Here is a 19029-nt window from a genome sequence, read left to right as displayed (position 1 = left end):
AGGTGGTCAGCCCTACTCAGCTTGCGTAATCAAACTTATCACAGGACTTCAGTCTGTCAAATTTAGTGTGAATACTTATCCAAATTCAAGAAAAAACAGGACCTTGATCTGGCTATTCAACTCTTGGTCACTGGACCTAAGTCTGACTATGCATGCTTTTGTCTGTAGTTTTGCGTGGTCAAATAAAGAACTCTTTGCTCGCGGCCAAAGGAAATCAGATACTTAAGTCATCAATATGCGTATTAAAGATAAAAAGAAAGTAGCCCTGGTATTAAGTGGAGGAGGCATCAAAGCCGCCGCCTTCCATATTGGCGTTTGCTTAGCTTTACAGGAAAAAGGTTTCAAGTTCGCTGGTGGCACTAAAGAGATGGTGCGTCAAAACACGAACGAAGACGATCCCATGACCATTCGTTGTTATGTCGGGTCTAGCGCTGGAGCTTTTGTCGCTTCGATTTTGGGTGCTGGCTATCCAGTGGAATCTTTGATTAACGCCTTTCAAATCGGATCTGGAACTAATCCTTCTTTCGATAAATCAGATCTTCGTTATTTGAAGCCGATTTCTTATCGCGATATTTTCAATTTGAATTCAAGCGGTCTCTTGAAGTTTATTCCCCGCACTCTGTTGGATAAAACCTTGGTGAGCGGAGGCATTGAGTCTCTTCTGAAAAACGGTTTGAAACTCAACGGCCTGTTTTCAACCCGCGGAATTGAAAGTTATCTGCGTAAGGAGGTCCTCATCGACAACGACTTCGCTCGTTTAGGTGTGGAACTGTTCATCGTAGGTACACAACTCAATCACTCAAGGAAAGCTATCTTCGGGAATTTCCACGAGTCTTTCAAAACTAGTAATACCAAGTACATCAATTATTCAACCATCAGTGAGGCGGTAGCAGCCTCCACGTCCTTACCACCCGTGTTTGCTCCTTATGGAATCAAACGCCCTGATGGCAAAGAGATCTTCTATTATGATGGCGAGATCAGGGACACCCTTTCAACTCACGTAGCTGCTGATAACGGAGCTGACTTAGTCATTTCCTCTTACTCAATTCAGCCTTACCACTACACCGAAGAGATGGGTTCCCTGCACAAGTACGGAATCCCTTTGATATTGAACCAAGCTTTGTATCAGGTCGTACAACAGAAGATTGCCAAGCATATCCAAAACCAAACCGACATCAAAAACATCTACAACGCTGTCGATGGTTACTTAAAACAAGCCGATGTTCCAAATGAACACCGTGAAAAGCTCCTACAAATCATACGGGAAAAGGTAAACCACCGCCCCGAAGTAGATTACATCTACATCGCCCCTCGCCCACAAAACTACGAAATGTTCTTCGTCGACCATTTCAGTCTCAACCCCGAAATCCTGGCCCGCATAGTCCGAATCGGCTTCAAATCAGCCATCAATATCCTCCGCCAACACGACATCTAAAAAGGTGCCTGCCATCTTTTCCGATAAGATGGCAGACACCTCTAAGAAAAAACCCCGGTTTTGGCCGGGGTTTTTTGTGTGCTTTTGAATTTGGGCGTTCTGATTAAAGAAGGCTTTTTTCTACGGCTGCGAAAAGTGGGCCTGACATGAAGCCCATGAGTACGATCGCCAAAGCCATTGCAACGACTGTCACTGTTGTTGCGTTAAGTGGACGTGCCGCGATTTCCGCGTCGCCATCTTTCATGTACATAACTACGATTGGGCGTAGGTAGTAGTAAACTGCGATAACAGAATTCAACATACCCCAGATTGCCAACCAAAGAAGACCTTCACCGATCGCCGCATTGAACATGTAGAACTTACCGAAGAAGCCCAAAGTTGGCGGAATACCTGCTAGTGAAAGCAAGAACACCGTCATACAAAGCGCCAGCATTGGTCTTTGTTTTGCGAAACCTGCAAGATCATCGATATTCACGATATGGCTTTCAGATTTTTCCATCATGCCAGCGATCGCGAAAGCACCCAAAGTCATCAATGAGTAACTAAGCAGATAGAAAATAACTCCAGAAGCACCGAAGGCTCCGTTGTCACTCACGCCCGCCGTGATCACACCAACTAGAACATAGCCGGAGTGAGCAATTGAAGAGTAAGCAATCATACGTTTGAAGTTGTTTTGCAAAATCGCCGCAGTGTTACCCACGATCATTGTGATAACAGCCAACCATTGAAGGATATCAAACAAATGGTCTGATCCAATCAACGACTTCGTTGCAATCACACGTAAGAACGCTGCGAAAGAAACCGCTTTCACCGCTGTTGCCATGAAGGCAGTGTGCGGAGTCGGAGCACCCTGATAAACATCAGGAGTCCAAGCATGGAATGGAGCAATTGAAACCTTGAAGCAGAAACCCAAGATCACAAAAGTAATACCGAACAAGAACAAACGAGAAGTTTGAATAAGTTCAGACGCATTTTCCATGAAGCTCAAGATATTTGTGCCACCGGTTGAACCGAAGATGAAGGCCACGCCGTACAAGAAAATCGCAGAGGCGAAAGAACCAAGCACGAAGTATTTCAAAGCCGCTTCTTTGGAAAGCTTCTCTTCGTGGCTCATCGCGATCATTAGATACAATGCCAAAGACATCATTTCCAGACCGATAAAGACCATCAAAAGATCCACCGCTGCAACCAAGATCAACATGCCCACCGCAGAAGACATCGCCAAGAAAATCAATTCAGAGAATTGTTTTCCTGTTGTCGCTGGATTTTCGTACATCATGATCATTGAAGCGCCCGCAGCAAACAAAGCAATCACGCTCATCCACTGAGTCACACCATCAAAGATCAATCCGTTGTTGAAAGCCGTTTTGCCGGCTCCACCGAACACCATCAACAATGCAATCGCAATCACGATACCAATCAAACCTTGAGTCAAAGTCACGATAGGGCTTTGCTCGCGGTTGCCGCGCAACACTTTCAAGGTCAAAGGGATCAAGCTCGTAAGGAACAATGCGATCATTGGAGAGATCAACAAGATATCGCTAAGTCCAACAGTCGAATTCATTAGTTACCTCCCTGTGCTTGAGTTGTTGTAGCAGCACCAGGTGTAGCAATAGTAAGGTTGTAGTTATTCTTGTTGTTAACCAGGAAGTCGATACTTGCCTTAGAATAATTCAAGAAGTTGTTCGGGAATAAACCCATCCAGAACACCATAATAACCATAGGAACAAGAACCGCGATCTCACGAGTATTCAAGTCATGAAGTGGATGATGCTCATCTTTAACAAGCTCCCCTTGTGGACCAAAGAATACGCGTTTGAACATCCATAGCATGTAAACCGCGCCAAGCACCACGCCAAGAACTGCGAAGTAAGCAAAAGCCGGAGCCGCTTTGAAAGTACCAAGCAAGATCATGAACTCGCCCACGAAACCGTTCGTCATAGGAACCGCAATCGAAGACAAAGTGATGATAAAGAAGAAAATCGTGAAGATCGGCAATACACCAGCCAAGCCGCCGTATTTGGAAATTTCGCGAGAATGCGTTCTTTCGTAAATCATACCGATCAAGATGAACAGAGCACCTGTTGAGATACCGTGATTCAGCATTTGGTACAATCCACCGCCAATACCGTAAGCATTGAAAGCGAAGAGACCAAGAAGAATATAGCCCATGTGAGAAACTGAAGAATATGCGACCAGCTTTTTCACATCCGGTTGAACCATCGCCACCAAAGCACCGTAGATAATTCCCACAGTACCGATCAACATGAACAACCAAGCCCAGTACTCAGAAGCCTCAGGGAAGAGTGGAATCACCCAGCGCAAGAAACCGTAAGTACCCATTTTCAACATCACACCGGCCAGAATAACAGAGCCCGGAGTTGGAGCTTCAACGTGGGCATCTGGCAACCAAGTATGAACCGGGAACGCCGGAACTTTGATTGCGAATGCCAATGCAAAAGCAAAGAACAACAATGTTTGAAGGCTGAAGAAAGTTCCGCCCACGAATGGAATCTTCAATTTGTAGAAATCAAGAAGACTCGCGCTCATGTGGCCAGTCACTTCTTGTGTCAGATACATCATATAGATGATCGCAACAAGCATTAGAACCGAACCCGCCATTGTGAAGATAAAGAACTTAACAGTCGCATAAATTCTGCGAGCGCCGCCCCAGATACCCACCATGAAGTACATCGGAACCAGTGACAATTCCCAGAACGTATAGAAGAAAACCGCATCCATTGCCAGGAAAGTACCAAGCATCGCCGTTTGTAGAATGAACATACAAACGTGGAAGCCCTTAACTTTCTCTGAAATCGATGTCCAGCTTGCCAGGATGATGATCGGAGTAAGGAAGGTCGTCAAAAGAACCAACCACAAAGAGATCCCATCGATCCCCATGAAGTATTGAATTCCGAAACGCTCGATCCACATAAACTTCTCAACCATTTGAAGGCTTGCAGAATTCGCATCGAACTGTTGCAAGATCACAAGGCTTAAAAGGAACTCGATCACTGAAAGACCCAAAGCCAAATGGCGAAGCGTTTTAGCGTTCGGCCACACGGCTACGATCAAAGCGAACAAAAGAGGTAGAAAAACAATTGCACTCAGGATCATACCATTACCTCATGATCACAAAGGATAGAACGACTACAACACCGATACCGATGTACATCGCATATTGCTGGAAATTTCCGGTTTGTAGAGAACGGGACAATGAGCCCATTCCCTTCATCAAATCACCAATCCAGAAAGTACATTTATCAATCAAGTTCACGTCAACGTAGTACCAAAGGTTCTTGCTGCCGTTTACTAAAGGATTAATGATTCCGCCGAAATACGCCTCGTCTACGAAGTACTTGTTATAAACAAGGTTGTAGACAGGCTTGATGCTTGCCGCGAATTTCTTCGGAGCTTCCGGTGACTTCACATAGAACTGATAAGCTACGATCGCAGAAACCACTGCAAGACCGACTGAAACGCCCATCAAAGTCCACTCAGTTGAAGCTTCCATATGGTGCATGTTCGGAACTTCGCGAATCAATGGGTGCAACCAGTGCTCCCAGATATTTGGGATTTCGCCCAAATGCTCGCCGATTACATGTGGAATACCGATCCAACCACCGATTACTGACAATACTGCAAGAACGATCAAAGGAATCGTCATCAAAGCAGGAGATTCGTGCGGATGTACATCAGATGGAACGCGGCTTTTGCCCCAGAAAGTCAAAGCCATCAAACGAGTCATATAGAATGCAGTCAAAGTCGCACCCAACGCACCCGCAGCCCACAACCAAGGAGAACCCAGTGGTGAGTTGAAAGCATAAGCCAAGATTTCATCCTTAGAGAAGAATCCTGCAAATGGTGGAACCCCGATGATCGCCAACCAGCCAAGAAGGAATGTAATATGCGTGATTGGCATGTACTTTTTCAACGCGCCCATTTTACGAATATCCTGCTCTTCATGCATCGCGTGGATCACAGAACCTGAACCCAAGAACATCAAAGCCTTGAAGAATGCGTGAGTCATCAAGTGGAACATCGCTGCTCCGAATGCGCCCACACCACATGCCAAGAACATGTAACCAAGTTGCGAAACAGTAGAGTAAGCAAGAACCTTTTTGATATCCCATTGGGTCATACCAATTGTCGCCGCCAAAACTGCCGTCGCCGCGCCGATGATCGCAATCACCATCATAGTATTTGGAGCCATGATGAAAAGAGGATTCAAACGCACGATCATATAAACACCTGCAGTAACCATCGTCGCCGCATGGATCAACGCTGAAACCGGAGTTGGACCTGCCATCGCGTCTGGAAGCCAAACGTACAATGGAATCTGAGCAGATTTACCAGTCGCTCCGATGAACAAGAACATTGTTCCCAAAGTCACAGCACCCAACCAAGAAGCTTCCGCAACTGTTGGCGCCAAAGCATTCAACTCGCTGAAGTTCAAAGTACCGAAAGTCATGAACAGAACAAACATACCCAGAAGGAAAGCGGCATCACCAACACGGTTCGTGATGAATGCTTTCATGCCCGCAGCTGCTTTTTCTGAATCTGTGAACCAGAAACCGATCAAGAGGTAAGAACAAAGTCCCACACCTTCCCAGCCGACGAACATCACCAACAAGCTGTCACCAAGAACTAGCAACAACATATTAAAGATGAACAGATTCAGGTACGCGAAGTATTTCGCCACACCTTTATCGTGGTGCATGTAACCAATAGAGAACAAGTGGATCAAAGTACCAACGCCCGTGATGATCAAGATCATGATGGCGCTGATTTGGTCGACCACAAATCCCGCATTGATTTTCAATTTATCCATCGCCATCCACTCAAAGAAGCTGACCGCGATACGACGCGCTTCCGCAGGCATCGCAACAAGATCAACAACAAGAAGGATCGAACAGATGAAAGAGATTGCGACAGCCAAGGTCGCAATCGTTCCGGCTACGTTGCCAGAATGTTTTTTGTATCTAGCGCCGTTGATTAGGAAACCAACAAGCGGGCTAAGAATCACAATGGCCATCAAAAGAGAATGATTCATTGTCTACTTACCCTTTCAAGTGTTCAAAGAAGCGAATATTTACTTCGTTGAAACGTTTAAAGATTGATACCGCAAGGGCCAAACCAACAGCGGCTTCCGCTGCTGCGATTGTCATTACGAAGAAAACCATGATGTGACCATCAAGGTTGCCAAGATATTTACTGAACGCCACGAATGTTAAATTCACAGAGTTCAGCATAAGCTCGATCGACATCAAAAGAACGATCACGTTACGACGAAGAAGAACCCCCGCCATTCCGATCACAAATAGAATTGCTGCCAAAACCAAGTAGTGTGTAAGGCCAATTTCATTGATGAAACTAGTGTTCATGTGTTCCGCCTTTACTGCGAGAAAGAGCTACCGCACCCACAGCGATCACCAGAAGCAAAACGCCAAGAGCTTCAAATCCGAAAAGGTATTTGGTGTAAAGAATATGGCCCAGAGCTTTTGTAGACTCCATGCCTGTTCCTTGAAGAACCGGATTGTCCGTTGTTTTTTCAGTCAGCAGACCAACCGACATAACGATTGCGCCAACAATCAAACCCGCCAACAAACCTACGGAAGCAATTTTCAACAGGCCCGAAAGTTTTCCGCGAGTGAAAGCCGCCACATCATGTTTCAAGTCGAAAAGCATGATTACCATCGTGAATAATACCATCACGGCGCCCGCGTAAACGATCAACTGAACGCCCGCAATAAAGAAAGCATTCAAAGTTACGAACAAGGCAGAGATCCCTACCATCGTCATCGCCAATGAAAGCGCTGAATAGATAGGGTTATTCAACAACACAACGCTTAGACCAGAGCCTAAAGTTACGATTGCTAAGAACCAAAATAGAAAAGAATCTGCTGTCACTTTAGTCTCCTTACAATGACGCTATGTAAATCACGAAAGCCGTGAGGATCGTGTTACCCAAAGCCCAAGGAAGCATTGTTTTCCAACCCAAATCCATCAACTGATCGTAACGGAAGCGAGGAAGAGTCCAACGAACCCAGATAAATATCCAAAGGAAAGCAAAGAACTTCACATTGAACACCAAGAAGTGGATCAAGGCCGTCAAAGCACTTGCCCAGTTTGGCGTTGAAGTTACTGAAGCCGCCCATTGATGAACTTGATCAACAGACACATAAGGAATGCTGTAGCCACCAAAGAAGAAGATGATCATCAAACCGGCAGCAACCATCATATGGCCGTACTCACCGATGAAGAACATATTGAATTTGAAGCCACCGTACTCAGTGTGGAAACCCGCTACCAACTCTGCTTCGCCCTCTGCCAAGTCGAATGGCAGACGATTGGATTCCGCAAAAGTCGCAGTGAAGAACAACAAAGCACCCAGTGGTTGATAGAAGATACCCCAGTTAGGCAACCAGTTTGCAGCGATCGTGTAACCCATGAAAGTGAAGTGCAGGCCACCTTGTTGCATTCCGATCATTTCGCTCAAATTGAATGTGCCATACATCATGATCACACCAACGATTGAAAGACCTAGTGCCAATTCGTAAGAAATTGTTTGCGCCGAAGCACGCAAAGCACCCATCAAAGAATACTTATTTCCTGATCCCCAACCTGCCATCAACAACGTGTAAGCAGCCAAAGAAGAAACGCCCAAGATGAAAACGATACCGATACCGATGTCGTAACCTTGAACCAGGAAAGTATAAGGACCCCATGTTTGCCCGAACAATTCAAAAGTTCCCACCGTAAAAGGTGTCGACATTGGAATCGCCGCGAATGCTACAGCTCCTGGAATCAACGCGAAGATTGGAGCTGCATAGTACAACAACGGCTTCGCTGTATCCGGAACGAAGGCTTCCTTCGTTAAGAATTTAACCGCATCGGCCAACAACTGCATCAAACCCAAAGGTCCTACGCGATTTGGTCCCAAGCGATTTTGAATAAACGCAGAACCACGACGCTCAACCCATACAAGGATTGGCACGAGTTGTACGATCATCAAAAAGATAATAACGAGCTTAAGCCCGTTAACAATAATTTCGAATGCGTCTTTACCCATGTTCATTGATTAATCCCATTCCAATGCTTTTGATTTTACTTCCCAGAACAAGCCGAAGATGAACACGGCCAAGAAGAAGATCATTGATCCAAAAACCACAGCACCCTGACCGGAAGCAATAAACTCACGGAAAGTAGTCGCCCATGGATACATGAAGATGATCTCAATATCGAAAAGGATAAAGAGAATCGCCGTAAGATAGTATTTTACCGATACTTTCGTATCTTTCTTATCGAGCGAAGGAAGACCGCACTCGTAGGGTTCATACTTAACCGGGTGATAATGAACTTTTCCGCCTGTCTTAATAGAAAGCCAGACTAAAAAAGCTCCAAACAGAGCAATAAAAATGACGATGAAAATGACTCCACCGAGTGGCACAAACCCTCCAAAGTTGTCGTTATTATTTGGATTTCAATTAGTTATATATGTGTCGTCTGCGAAATCCAAGAAATTAGAATGCAAACAGAGTGATAAGCATGGCAAGATAAGCCCACAAAATGAAAGCAGAAATGACTCATACAAGGCTCGAGTCTATCCTCGAACGGGCCTTCGAAACATCGCGCGGAAAAATTCAAGTCACGGGAGCCTCCTCGCCGCTCGCGCTTGCTTTCTTTTTGTCTCAAACTTACTCTAAAAAAATCAACAGCTTGCCGCACTTAGTTGTTGTTGGCAGTCACGGTGAGGCCATCGAACTTCAACAACTGATTGAGTTCTTTGACCCACTCCGTCAGAGCGCGATTCTTTCAGCCTTCGACGTTTCTGCGTATTCGGGTCTTTATCCAAACACTCAAAGCGTCTCGGATCGACTGAATTTTCTCACCAGAGCCCAGACCGCAAAACCCGGAGAAATCTTCATATCCTCGTCTGACGCATTGATGCAAAAGACTTTGCCGCCGAAAATCTTGAAAGAGTTCACCCGAACTTTGAAATCTGGCGACGAACTTCCGGAAGATATTGCGGGGTATTTAAACACTCTCGGATATGTTTCGGCTCCGATGGTGGAAGATAAGGGTCAATATGCTTTGCGCGGTGGAATCGTAGATATCTTCCCACCGACAGAGAATATGCCCGTTCGTTTGGATCTTTTTGGTGATCAAATCGAATCGATTCGTCACTTCAGTGTCGCCGATCAAAGAAGTGCCGACGAAATTCAGTCCTTCCAGCTGTGCCCTGCTCGCGAAATTCTTTTCCGCGATGAACTGCACGAAAAACTTCTTCAACGAGTTCGCAAAAGTATTGATGGTCGCGCGGTTGATAAGGCCGAAGCGGACGAGATGCTGCGCTCTCTGGTGTTAAAGAATACATTCCCAGGCATTGAGTTTCTACTTCCCTATTTTTACGGCGAACTGGCTTCGCCACTGGATCATTTTTCTGGCGCCTTGAATGTCTTCTTTTTAGATCCAATTGAAATATCCCGATGCGCCGATGAATTCTGGGCGGAGCTTAAGGCGGACTACGCAAGTAGCGAGGCACACGTCATACGGCCGGAGCTGGATGAGCTCTATAGTCAGTTTGATAAACTACCTTATCCAGAAAAATCTCGGCAACTTTATTTCTCTTCATTGGAATACTTCGAATCTGAAGGGTCTGATGATGTGCGCGTGGAATATAAGACCTCACTTACTCAAGACTTTACCAATCTGAGTCTGGCAAATGCAGTCGGCTCTGAATTATGGTTGCAAGCCGCCACCAATAAACTCCACAAGTGGCGAGACGACGGCTATCGCGTTTTTGTTGGGACTAAAAATCAATCGCATATCGATCGACTTGCTTTGATATTTGAAAAGCTCGAGCTTAAAGCAGTTCGCGTGACCGCTGACGAATACAAGTGGGATAGTTGGTTGCAGGAACAAGACGGCAACAAGCAGCTCATTCACATTGTTCCGCGCTATCTAGCCGACAGTCTTCGTTTTGATGAAGAACAAATTATTTTCCTACGCGACGAAGATTTCTATGGAAAGAAGGCTCGCTCGCGTGATTCTTCAGCGGCTCAAGATTTCCAGAAGCAAGCAAAACGTTTGGCCTTTGGTGACTTGAAGCCTGGCGATCACGTGGTCCATATCAAGCACGGTATCGGTGTTTACGAAGGCCTCAAGATTATGAACATCGGAGGCGTTGACTCTGAGTTCATTCAATTAAGTTACAAGGATAAAGATAAGCTTTATCTTCCAGTGTATCGCGTAGGACAACTGCAGAAGTTTTCCGGAGCTGGAGCAACCAGTGTTCTGGATAAGCTTGGTGGAACAGCCTGGGAAAAAACCAAGGCGAAAGTTAAATCCCACGTCAAAGACATCGCCTCCGAACTTCTTGCGCTGTATGCAAAACGTGCGGAAATGCACCGACCTCCTTTTGTCTTTAAAGAGGAAGAAATTGCGCTCTTTGAAAATGGTTTCCCTTACGAAGAAACTGACGATCAGTTGCGTGCCATCAACGATATCTTGAGGGATCTAAAATCCACGAAACCCATGGATCGTTTGGTTTGCGGCGACGTGGGCTTTGGAAAGACTGAAGTTGCCATGCGCGCCGCCTTCTTTGCAATTCAAGCTAGAAGACAAGTTGCTGTCCTGGCTCCGACCACTGTACTGACCTTCCAGCATTTCGAGACTTTCAAAAAACGTTTCGAGGGATGGCCGGTCGACATTCGCGTTTTAAATCGTTTTGTGACTCCAGCCGAGGCAAAAAAGACTATTCAAGATCTTAAAGATGGCAAAGTCGATCTTGTTGTTGGAACACACAAGCTCTTAGGTTCAACCATTGGTTATAAAGATCTGGGGCTTTTGATTATCGACGAAGAACAAAAATTCGGCGTTACTCACAAAGAGAAAATCAAAAAAATCAAAACCAGCGTGGACACTTTAACTCTGTCTGCGACACCGATTCCAAGAACATTGAACATGGCCTTGGTGGGAATTCGTGATTTAAGTTTGATCAATACGGCTCCCGTCGATCGCCTGCCAACTAGAACCTTTGTTACAAAGTTCGACGAAGAGACCATTCGTAAGGCCATCACCGCAGAGATCTCTCGCGGTGGACAGATCTACTTTATTCATAATCGCATCGAGTCTCTTTATGGGCTGGCTGATGAAATTCGTCAGATTGTGCCGGAAGCGCGCATTCGCGTAGCACACGGACAAATGGAAGAACATGAGCTGGAAAAAGCGATGCTCGCTTTCTTCCATCATGAAATTGACGTGCTTATTTGTACTGCGATCGTTGAATCCGGAATGGACGTTCCTCGAGCCAATACGATGTTCATTGATTCCGCTCATATGTTTGGCCTGTCACAGCTCTATCAATTGCGCGGCCGTGTCGGCAGAAGTAAGACCCGCGCTTACTGCTACCTGATGATGCCAAGAAATAGAAAGCTCGATAAAGATCAGCAAGAGCGACTAAAGATCATCCAGGAGAATACCGCTTTGGGCAGTGGAATTAAGATCGCCCAGTACGATCTTGAATTGCGCGGTTCTGGAAATATTTTAGGCGAAGAGCAGTCCGGTCACGTGAATACGGTCGGCTATGAGCTCTATATGGATCTATTAAATGAAGCTCTCGCGGAAGCAAAAGGTGAAGTGATCGAGGACATGGAGTTAGATCCAGAGATCAACTTAAAGATCCCTGCGCTTATTCCTGACAGCTACATCAAAGACATCCGTATTCGTCTTGGATATTATAAGGCGTTGGCTGATATCACTTCAAACGAAGATCTTGATCGCATTGAAGAAGAATTGCGTGATCAATTCGGTCCAATTCCAGATCAAACTTTGAATTTGATGGGATTAATGCTCATCCGTCGCCAGTGTAAAGAGTTGGGCGTTCGTGATATCAGTGCCGGAGTAAAATCTATTTCATTGATCTTCACAGAGAAAACCAAACTCAAACCTGAAACGGTTATTCAGTTGGCCGTTCGTGAGAATAAAAAGTATTCTCTCACGCCAGACAATCGCCTGAACATCAAGCTCGCGACTATCAGTTGGTCCGCGGTCCACGCCGAACTAGAACAACTTTTAAAGCAGATTTAGAATTCAAATTTGAGGCCTGCGCCCCAAAGCACATCGGTCTCAGTATTGACGTCGGCTTGATTTCCGGTTTTTGCATATTGGGTGGCGTAGATATCGATGTATGTATTTTCTAGGCCGTAATTAAAGGTCGCCTGCTTTGCAGTTTCATAATCGAGCCAATCAAGTTGGATCAGCAATCCAACTGTATAATTGTATCCAATATCGGTCGTCTCTGAGATTGTATCGCCCGAAGTAAGAGTCTCTTTCGTTTGCATCTTCCAAAAATTAACTCCTACATACGGAGCAATATATGGTTCAGGTAGTAGTGCATCGGCCACGTATCTCGCACCTCCGCCATATTTCATCACATCAAGTTTTCTTGAGGAATTACCCGTGATACTACCCATTCCAATATCGGCACCGGCCGTAAGTGCCCCTAACATAAAATTGAACTTATAGTCGATCGACAAATGAACTAAAGGAACTCCATCAGACCCAAAGATGTCTTTGTAAGTCGCACCGTCTTCCGTTGAAAAAAAGTTTTTTAGCACCAGGGGTTCGTAATCGATTCCGATGAACATTCCATTGGTTCCGCGACGATCGCGGTAAGGCGCCAAAGCATCCTGCGCCACTCTCATTTCCACCAGAGACTGGCCTTCTGTCGCAGCCATTGATGGCAGAGCCCCGAGAGCCAATAAAAGAGCAAAAATGATATTAAGACTTTGGTGCAATTTCATGCTGTATCTCAAATCTCGTCTATTCTCGCATTTGGCGAGTGGTACTCTAATCCTATGTGCAAGTATATCAGGGAAATTTCTAGGATTTTGAGCTTTACTATACTGATTTGTATTTTTCCCGCCCTTGTTCTAGCTCAAGGAAAATCCCTCGATCAAATTATTGATGCCAAAATCTCAGCGATGACTGTCGACGAAAAGGTCGGGCAACTCTTTATCGTTGGCTTTCCTAACACTGCCATGGATAAGGACCTTCATAAATTTATTGCGACCCACAAACCAGGTGCTTTCCTTCTATTCAAACGAAACGTGCATTCTGTTCAGCAAATCACCGCCTTGAATGCCAGCCTCTATCAAGCAGCCTATAAGAGTTCAAAATTGCCCCCACTCATTGCCATAGATCAAGAAGGCGGAGCTGTCTCTCGGCTGCCGATTGACCCCGCTCCACCGAATGCCTTGGCCATCGGACAAACACAATCACCACTTCTAGCAGAGGAGATGGGATATCAAACTGGTTTGTTCCTGCGAGAAGTGGGCTTTAACATGAATTTAGCACCCGTCCTCGATGTAGCGAATCCATTTTCGACAAGCTTCATTGGCGTTCGATCCTTTGGTGCAGATCCTGAATTGGTCAAAGAGCTGGGGGTCGCTTATTCAAAGGGTTTAATGCGCTCCCGAGTCATTCCCACTGCAAAACACTTCCCTGGGACTGGGGATCTAAAAGCCGATCCACACACAACTATAGTGAAAAACGTCGCCTCCATTTCTTCTCTTAAGGCAAAGGATCTCATTCCATTTCAGGGATATTCCTCTCTGGGAAATAACATCGCAGTGATGCTCTCTCACTCAATCTATCCGGCACTTGATTCAAGTCGTGAGCCTGCCAGTTTTTCCTCAAAGATATCCACAAATCTTTTGCGCGATGATTTGAAATACAAAGGCCTGGTCGTCACAGATGATTTGCAAATGAAGGGTTCAAAACAATTGCTTCGACCAGAGATGGCGGCCCTTAAGGCGATTAAAGCTGGTGCCGATATTGTCATGCTCACCTGGTCGTTTGCCGACCAAGAAAAAGCTATTCGCACCGTAAGAAAAGCAGTCGTGGATAAAGAGATCTCAGCGAAAGAACTCAACGCAAAACTGCACCGTATTCTTATGGTCAAAGCATTCGCAAATATCTACAAAAAAGACCCTGCACTGCCTTCATTTATATCTTCAGGAAGTTTGAGCTCCAAACAGTACGCCGATCTTGAGGATCAGGTTCTCTCACAAAATATCAAATCCAATCTGATCGCCAGATCCTTGCCTGGAAAAGCTAAGAAACTTCGCGCTCCCGCCTCACTAAAAAAAGTCTGCGCTCTTTCACCAACGAAAGATTTCCTAAATAGTTTCGTCTCAGCGACAACCGCAAAGGTCCTAACTTATCGTATCGCCAACGATTCAGACGCCACGGAGATTATGCAATGGTCTGAAGGTCGATGCCCCGTCGTCATCCTCGCTGTCACCGGCAAGAAAACAGCAAAGCTTCTTCGCGCTCTACCGAATGATCTCAAAAAGAAAACAATCGTGGTAAACCTCGGCTCACCAGGGCTCATTCCCAAAGAAGGTCCCTACCGCAAACTCATCCAACTCTATTTCAATCACAAAGACTCAGGCAAAAAAGTAGCCGAACACCTCAACGAAATCCTCGGCCTCACCTCACCACCCGTCGCAAAAAACTAAATTCGTTCAAAGGGGTTGGATTTTAACTTCACCATTTTGAGTTTCGATTTTATTCAACTCAGAGAGCAGTACGCTCATGCGATCATATGTGTCGATATCAAGCCCATTCCAAAGTTGAACTTTTCTTACTCTGTCGCTAGGGGCTTCATTATTTACAAAACCCTTGCGAATTTTGAGATGGTATTTTGAATTCAGATCTTCTTTCATTATATGAAAATCAATGTCGGCATTCAAAATTCGGGTTAGTTGTTTGGCGCGAAGAAAGGAACGGCCGGCACGCATAAAGTGACGCTCGAACTTATCCGCGATATCTTCGGCTGTTAATTGGACTTCGTCTAATTCTTCAGCGCCGGCTGACTCGACGGCATCAAGACCCTCTGCTTCTTCAAGCGGCTCTTCCTCTTCAATATCGTATTGTCGATTCCACCAAAGCCCCTGTGCCAAAACTGATCGAACGGATTTGAAAGTTTCCTTGCAAAGATTATTTCGTTCACAGAATAAGCCAAAACCACTTTCAACCAACGCACCATCAACGGGTTCGTAGAAGATATTGTCATGGAAAAGACCTTCAATCAGGCAAGAACTCAGGTTGCGAATGGAATCAAAAACCATTGGGTTCGAAAAAGGTCCAAAACAATACTCTTCGTTCTGCTCAAAGTTGAAATCAGTCAGATCACGATTGAAAAATACAATCGAGCGCTGACCCGCTTTTAAACTAATATTATATTTTGGATCCAATCTTTTGATCTCATCAGTCTCAAGCAAAGCTGCCTCAAGAGGACTCCCACAAACTGTCACGCGAAGATCATAGGTCTGAGTTAGCATTTCCAGTTTTCGGGGATCGCGATTCTTCTGGCCGCGGAAGTAACTGTTCACGCGATCTTTCAAAGAGGTCGCCTTACCCACATACAGCACCTCATCCCACTTACTCACCATGCGATAAACGCCCGGCTGGTCTGGAAGGCTTAGACGCTTTTCTTTTGGTAGCGGATACTCATACTTCGTGCGAGTCCCTTTCGGCGTGATCTGAAGCCATTGTTGGAGTTCTTCATAGGAATGAATGCCCTGCTCAGCCAAGGCCGCAACAAGACCTTTCCAAATGACCTTCGTTGCCGCTACCTGCTGGGCTGATCTTTTTAGATCTGAAGAAGGAAAACCGAAGTATCCCGCAAGACCCTTAATCCCGCGGGTTGGCAGATTTGGGAAAAGTCTCTTGGCTATTTCGTGAGTGCATAAAATATTTAAAGAATTCTCTTTGCCCAATTGTTCGTAAGCATGTGCCAGAAAAGGTTTTTCAAATTGGGCAAAGTGAATCACGCACGGCAATCCAGAAAAGCTATTTTCAATTCTAGAAAAAACTTCTGCCACTGGAACAGCTGCTTCCATATCTTCATTGAAGATGCCCGTGATAATTTGAATGCGATATGGAATTTTCTCATCAGCAGGAAGCTGAACCAAAGTGCTTTCAATATCGCCGTTCAATGAAGACCAGGCCATCTCAAGAATATGAGCCCCACTATCTGGTTTTGATCCAGTTGTCTGCAAATCCAAAAAGAACAGAGGCAATTCCGCTAGTGTCATGACTCCACGCCCTTGACCTTTTCAATACTTTGCCAAAATTCAGAAATGTCAGAAAGAATCTTCTGAGAAACCAATTCACGAGGAGACTCCTTAAACCAACCCTGAGGCATTGTTTCTGAATAAGTACTTTCCAGGAATCTAGAGTCCATCAAGACGATAATCCCCTTGTCACTTTCTGAACGAATCACACGACCCGCTGACTGAATCGTTTTAGCCATCGCCGGATATACGTAAGTATAGTTAAAAGCTTCGTCTTTATCGTGACTCTTCTCGTAGTATTGGCGAATTTGTTCTCTCTCAAAGTCAAAAGTCGGCAGCGCCGGCCCAATGACAAACGCACCAATCAGCATATCCCCAGGGAAATCCACACCCTCTGAGAAGACTCCGCCCTGTACCGCCAGTAGCAAAGTTGGATGATCGTTATTCTTCATGAAGGAAAGAAAGTCATCAACTCGAGCGGCCTTCATTTCTCGTTGTTGAATCAGACGCTGGTAAAAAGTTTGTTTCAAATGTTTTTCAACATCCTTCATAAAATCAAAGCTCGGAAATAGGGCAATGTAATTTCCCGATTTCAATTCCATGATCTTCTCGATAGCCTCAGCAATTCGTGGCGAGCTGAATGTGCGCTCTTTGTATTTTGTAGATATTTGTGGAATGACAATAATCTTGCGATTCTCCTTCGGAAAAGGAGACACAAACTCCAGGCACTTTGTCGATTCTTCAGTGAATCCCAAGAGCTTCGAGGAGTAAGAGAATGGCTTCAGCGTCGCTGAAAAGGCCACAACATTTTTGAACGACTTATAGATTTCATTTAAATGTGCCGAAGCATCACAACAGGTAACCTTCAGGGTTTCATTGTCTTCGCCAAATATTTTGTTTTTCTGATAGGTTTGAAAAAATTCAGGCCCTTTCAACTCCAGGGCTTGTGCGAAATCGCTCCAAACATTGGTCAAACGAAGAACGCCATCCTGTGGTTGTACTTCAATATCCGCTTCAAGATATTCAGCCATAAATTCACGAAGCTTTTTCTCAAGTTCAAACACCGGATCAAAATCTATACTGATATTACGCGATTCCCCGCGGTACTCTTCAATGAGATCTTGCGCTTCTTTGCATAAAGCCAATCCACGTTTTGAAAATCTTTTCGCGACTTTGAGCAAAGGTTCCTCAATCTGACGAAGCTCTCTGGTTGATATCGATGGAGAAAAGTAGTCCTGGGCTCTTGATGGAAGATTATGGGCTTCATCAATAACTAAGTTGGCCTTCTCATCAGGCTCCAACAAAGGATTCTGCAGGCGCCCCAGAAGACTTCGGGTTGAGAAGACATAGTTATAGTCGGCAATCACCACATCGGCTCGCTCAATCGCTTCTACTGAAAGTTCAAAGGGACAAACTTGAAACTCTTCACCTAATTGACGAAGCTTTTTCTGGCTTAAAGAGCGTAGTTTGGAAATTTTGTTAACAAGGTCGTTATCTGCGATTTTCTTATAGTAGTCTTGGGCATATTCACAGTACTGCGGATTGCAAATGGGCTCGGCCTTGAAGCACATCTTGCTTTTAGCCGTAATCGTCAGCGGACGAATGGTTGCTCCCAACTCTTGCATGCGATCCACAGCCTCTTCGGCAACCTGATGCTGAGAGTTTTTAGGAGTGACGTAAATAACCTTCTGCCCTCGCGCCAAAGAGTCCTTGAGCGAAGGATACAAGACACCAATTGTCTTCCCCAAGCCTGTTGGCGCCTGCACAACTATCGATTTTTCTTCGGCAAAGCCTTCTTCAATGCTTGAAATCAGCTCCGTCTGACCGGGACGAGGTGATGAAAAAGGGAACTGAAGATTTTCAGAAATCTCGACCCTTTTCTTAAATAGTTTTTCGCGAATCTTAGTTTCCTCAACCAGTTCAGCCAAACGTAAAGCCAGCCACGCTTCATATTCTTCAACATCCAAATCAAAATAGATTTCGCTGGTCTTGAAGTTTCGTGAAGAAACCAACAACATTTTCAATTCTGGAACTTCGCCTGTTTGTTTGTAGTGAATGTAGCCATAGGTGCGAAGCTGCCAAACATAGGGATGATTTTCGTCGCCCGAAACCTTGCGCTCAAGGCTTTCAACATCAAATGCTGACTTGATTTCTTCGATCTGGCAGTCCGGCGTTTCGATAAATCCATCGGCGCGACCAGACACCACAAAAAGATATTCGCCCCGAGAAAACTCGATACTCATCTTTTTTTCAGCCACATAGCCCGAGACCTCGCGTATGCGGCGACGTTGAACGGACTGGTGTATCTCCTGCCCCAGCTGCGGAACCTGACCATAGCCCGAATACAGCTCAATACTGCCCACCCGCGGACAAGGAACCGCAAACTGAGTGATATCGACTTTAATTTTTCTTTGAGTGGTTTTTTTCGCCATGGATTGAGGTCATCTTATCGCATAAATGCAAATGGACCGGCGGATTATTTAAATAAAAAAGGCCCAAGTTCGAAAA

Annotated in this window: 13 protein-coding genes; 3 read left to right on the top strand and 10 right to left on the bottom strand. The window is 45.2% G+C overall.

All coding sequences use genetic code 11. The features are described 5' to 3' along the window. Positions 1-235 precede the first annotated feature (235 nt). A complete protein-coding gene (locus NWE73_RS01210) occupies positions 236-1435 on the top strand; it encodes a patatin-like phospholipase family protein (protein WP_277576442.1) in 1200 nt (399 codons plus the stop codon). A gap of 103 nt (positions 1436-1538) precedes the next feature. On the opposite strand, the gene NWE73_RS01205 is transcribed toward NWE73_RS01210, so the two are convergent. The 7 genes from NWE73_RS01205 to NWE73_RS01175 are packed head-to-tail and all read right to left on the bottom strand — an operon-like array spanning position 1539 to position 8885. Continuing rightward, positions 1539-2999 (bottom strand): NADH-quinone oxidoreductase subunit N, encoded by a 1461-nt coding sequence (locus NWE73_RS01205; protein ID WP_277576441.1) that lies wholly within the window; start codon positions 2997-2999, stop codon positions 1539-1541. Continuing rightward, on the bottom strand, positions 2999-4552 hold the full coding sequence (locus NWE73_RS01200) for a complex I subunit 4 family protein (protein WP_277576440.1): 1554 nt from the start codon (positions 4550-4552) through the stop codon (positions 2999-3001). Before NWE73_RS01200 ends, NWE73_RS01205 begins: the two co-directional genes overlap by 1 nt. Positions 4553-4556: 4 nt before the next feature. Continuing rightward, positions 4557-6488, bottom strand: coding sequence for an NADH-quinone oxidoreductase subunit L (gene nuoL, locus NWE73_RS01195; RefSeq protein WP_277576439.1), 1932 nt, complete (start codon positions 6486-6488; stop codon positions 4557-4559). A 7-nt stretch (positions 6489-6495) separates the two neighbouring features. Beyond that, positions 6496-6819, bottom strand: a complete 324-nt coding sequence (nuoK, locus tag NWE73_RS01190) for an NADH-quinone oxidoreductase subunit NuoK (protein ID WP_277576438.1) — start codon at positions 6817-6819, stop codon at positions 6496-6498. Beyond that, positions 6809-7345 carry an NADH-quinone oxidoreductase subunit J gene (locus NWE73_RS01185; protein WP_277576437.1) on the bottom strand — a complete coding sequence of 179 codons (537 nt, stop codon included), beginning with the start codon at positions 7343-7345 and terminating at the stop codon, positions 6809-6811. Before NWE73_RS01185 ends, nuoK begins: the two co-directional genes overlap by 11 nt. A gap of 10 nt (positions 7346-7355) precedes the next feature. Next, a complete protein-coding gene (locus tag NWE73_RS01180; protein ID WP_277576436.1) occupies positions 7356-8507 on the bottom strand; it encodes a complex I subunit 1/NuoH family protein in 1152 nt (383 codons plus the stop codon). A gap of 9 nt (positions 8508-8516) precedes the next feature. Beyond that, entirely contained in the window at positions 8517-8885 is a 369-nt protein-coding gene (locus tag NWE73_RS01175; RefSeq protein WP_277576435.1) for an NADH-quinone oxidoreductase subunit A, read from the bottom strand. Positions 8886-9004: 119 nt separating this feature from the next. Here NWE73_RS01175 and mfd point away from each other — a divergent pair, with 119 nt between their 5' ends. Next, positions 9005-12526: a transcription-repair coupling factor gene (gene mfd / locus NWE73_RS01170; RefSeq protein ID WP_277576434.1), complete on the top strand. Its 3522-nt coding sequence runs from the start codon at positions 9005-9007 to the stop codon at positions 12524-12526. On the opposite strand, the gene NWE73_RS01165 is transcribed toward mfd, so the two are convergent. Further along, entirely contained in the window at positions 12523-13242 is a 720-nt protein-coding gene (locus tag NWE73_RS01165; RefSeq protein WP_277576433.1) for a hypothetical protein, read from the bottom strand. The two genes, mfd and NWE73_RS01165, sit on opposite strands and share 4 nt — an antisense overlap. Before the next feature lie 87 nt (positions 13243-13329). On the opposite strand from NWE73_RS01165, the gene NWE73_RS01160 reads away from it, so the two are divergent. Further along, positions 13330-14961, top strand: coding sequence for a glycoside hydrolase family 3 protein (locus tag NWE73_RS01160; RefSeq protein WP_277576432.1), 1632 nt, complete (start codon positions 13330-13332; stop codon positions 14959-14961). A 6-nt stretch (positions 14962-14967) separates the two neighbouring features. On the opposite strand, the gene NWE73_RS01155 is transcribed toward NWE73_RS01160, so the two are convergent. Further along, positions 14968-16542 (bottom strand): exonuclease domain-containing protein, encoded by a 1575-nt coding sequence (locus NWE73_RS01155; protein ID WP_277576431.1) that lies wholly within the window; start codon positions 16540-16542, stop codon positions 14968-14970. Beyond that, complete coding sequence (locus NWE73_RS01150) at positions 16539-18953, bottom strand: ATP-dependent DNA helicase (protein ID WP_277576430.1); 2415 nt, start codon at positions 18951-18953, stop codon at positions 16539-16541. Before NWE73_RS01150 ends, NWE73_RS01155 begins: the two co-directional genes overlap by 4 nt. Positions 18954-19029 lie beyond the last annotated feature (76 nt).

Source organism: Bdellovibrio svalbardensis (assembly GCF_029531655.1).
Taxonomy (GTDB): Bacteria; Bdellovibrionota; Bdellovibrionia; order Bdellovibrionales; family Bdellovibrionaceae; genus Bdellovibrio; species Bdellovibrio svalbardensis.
This window is presented reverse-complemented; position numbering and strand designations above follow the sequence as displayed.

What these genes read in the sequence shown, in the direction of transcription:
- nuoL (WP_277576439.1), bottom strand. Translation starts at nt 6,488, where the DNA reads ATGAATCATTCTCTTTTGATGGCCATTGTGATTCTTAGCCCGCTTGTT.
- nuoK (WP_277576438.1), bottom strand. Translation starts at nt 6,819, where the DNA reads ATGAACACTAGTTTCATCAATGAAATTGGCCTTACACACTACTTGGTT.
- NWE73_RS01180 (WP_277576436.1), bottom strand. Translation starts at nt 8,507, where the DNA reads ATGGGTAAAGACGCATTCGAAATTATTGTTAACGGGCTTAAGCTCGTT.
- NWE73_RS01165 (WP_277576433.1), bottom strand. Translation starts at nt 13,242, where the DNA reads ATGAAATTGCACCAAAGTCTTAATATCATTTTTGCTCTTTTATTGGCT.
- mfd (WP_277576434.1), top strand. Translation starts at nt 9,005, where the DNA reads ATGAAAGCAGAAATGACTCATACAAGGCTCGAGTCTATCCTCGAACGG.
- NWE73_RS01150 (WP_277576430.1), bottom strand. Translation starts at nt 18,953, where the DNA reads ATGGCGAAAAAAACCACTCAAAGAAAAATTAAAGTCGATATCACTCAG.
- NWE73_RS01155 (WP_277576431.1), bottom strand. Translation starts at nt 16,542, where the DNA reads ATGACACTAGCGGAATTGCCTCTGTTCTTTTTGGATTTGCAGACAACT.
- NWE73_RS01210 (WP_277576442.1), top strand. Translation starts at nt 236, where the DNA reads ATGCGTATTAAAGATAAAAAGAAAGTAGCCCTGGTATTAAGTGGAGGA.
- NWE73_RS01205 (WP_277576441.1), bottom strand. Translation starts at nt 2,999, where the DNA reads ATGAATTCGACTGTTGGACTTAGCGATATCTTGTTGATCTCTCCAATG.
- NWE73_RS01200 (WP_277576440.1), bottom strand. Translation starts at nt 4,552, where the DNA reads ATGATCCTGAGTGCAATTGTTTTTCTACCTCTTTTGTTCGCTTTGATC.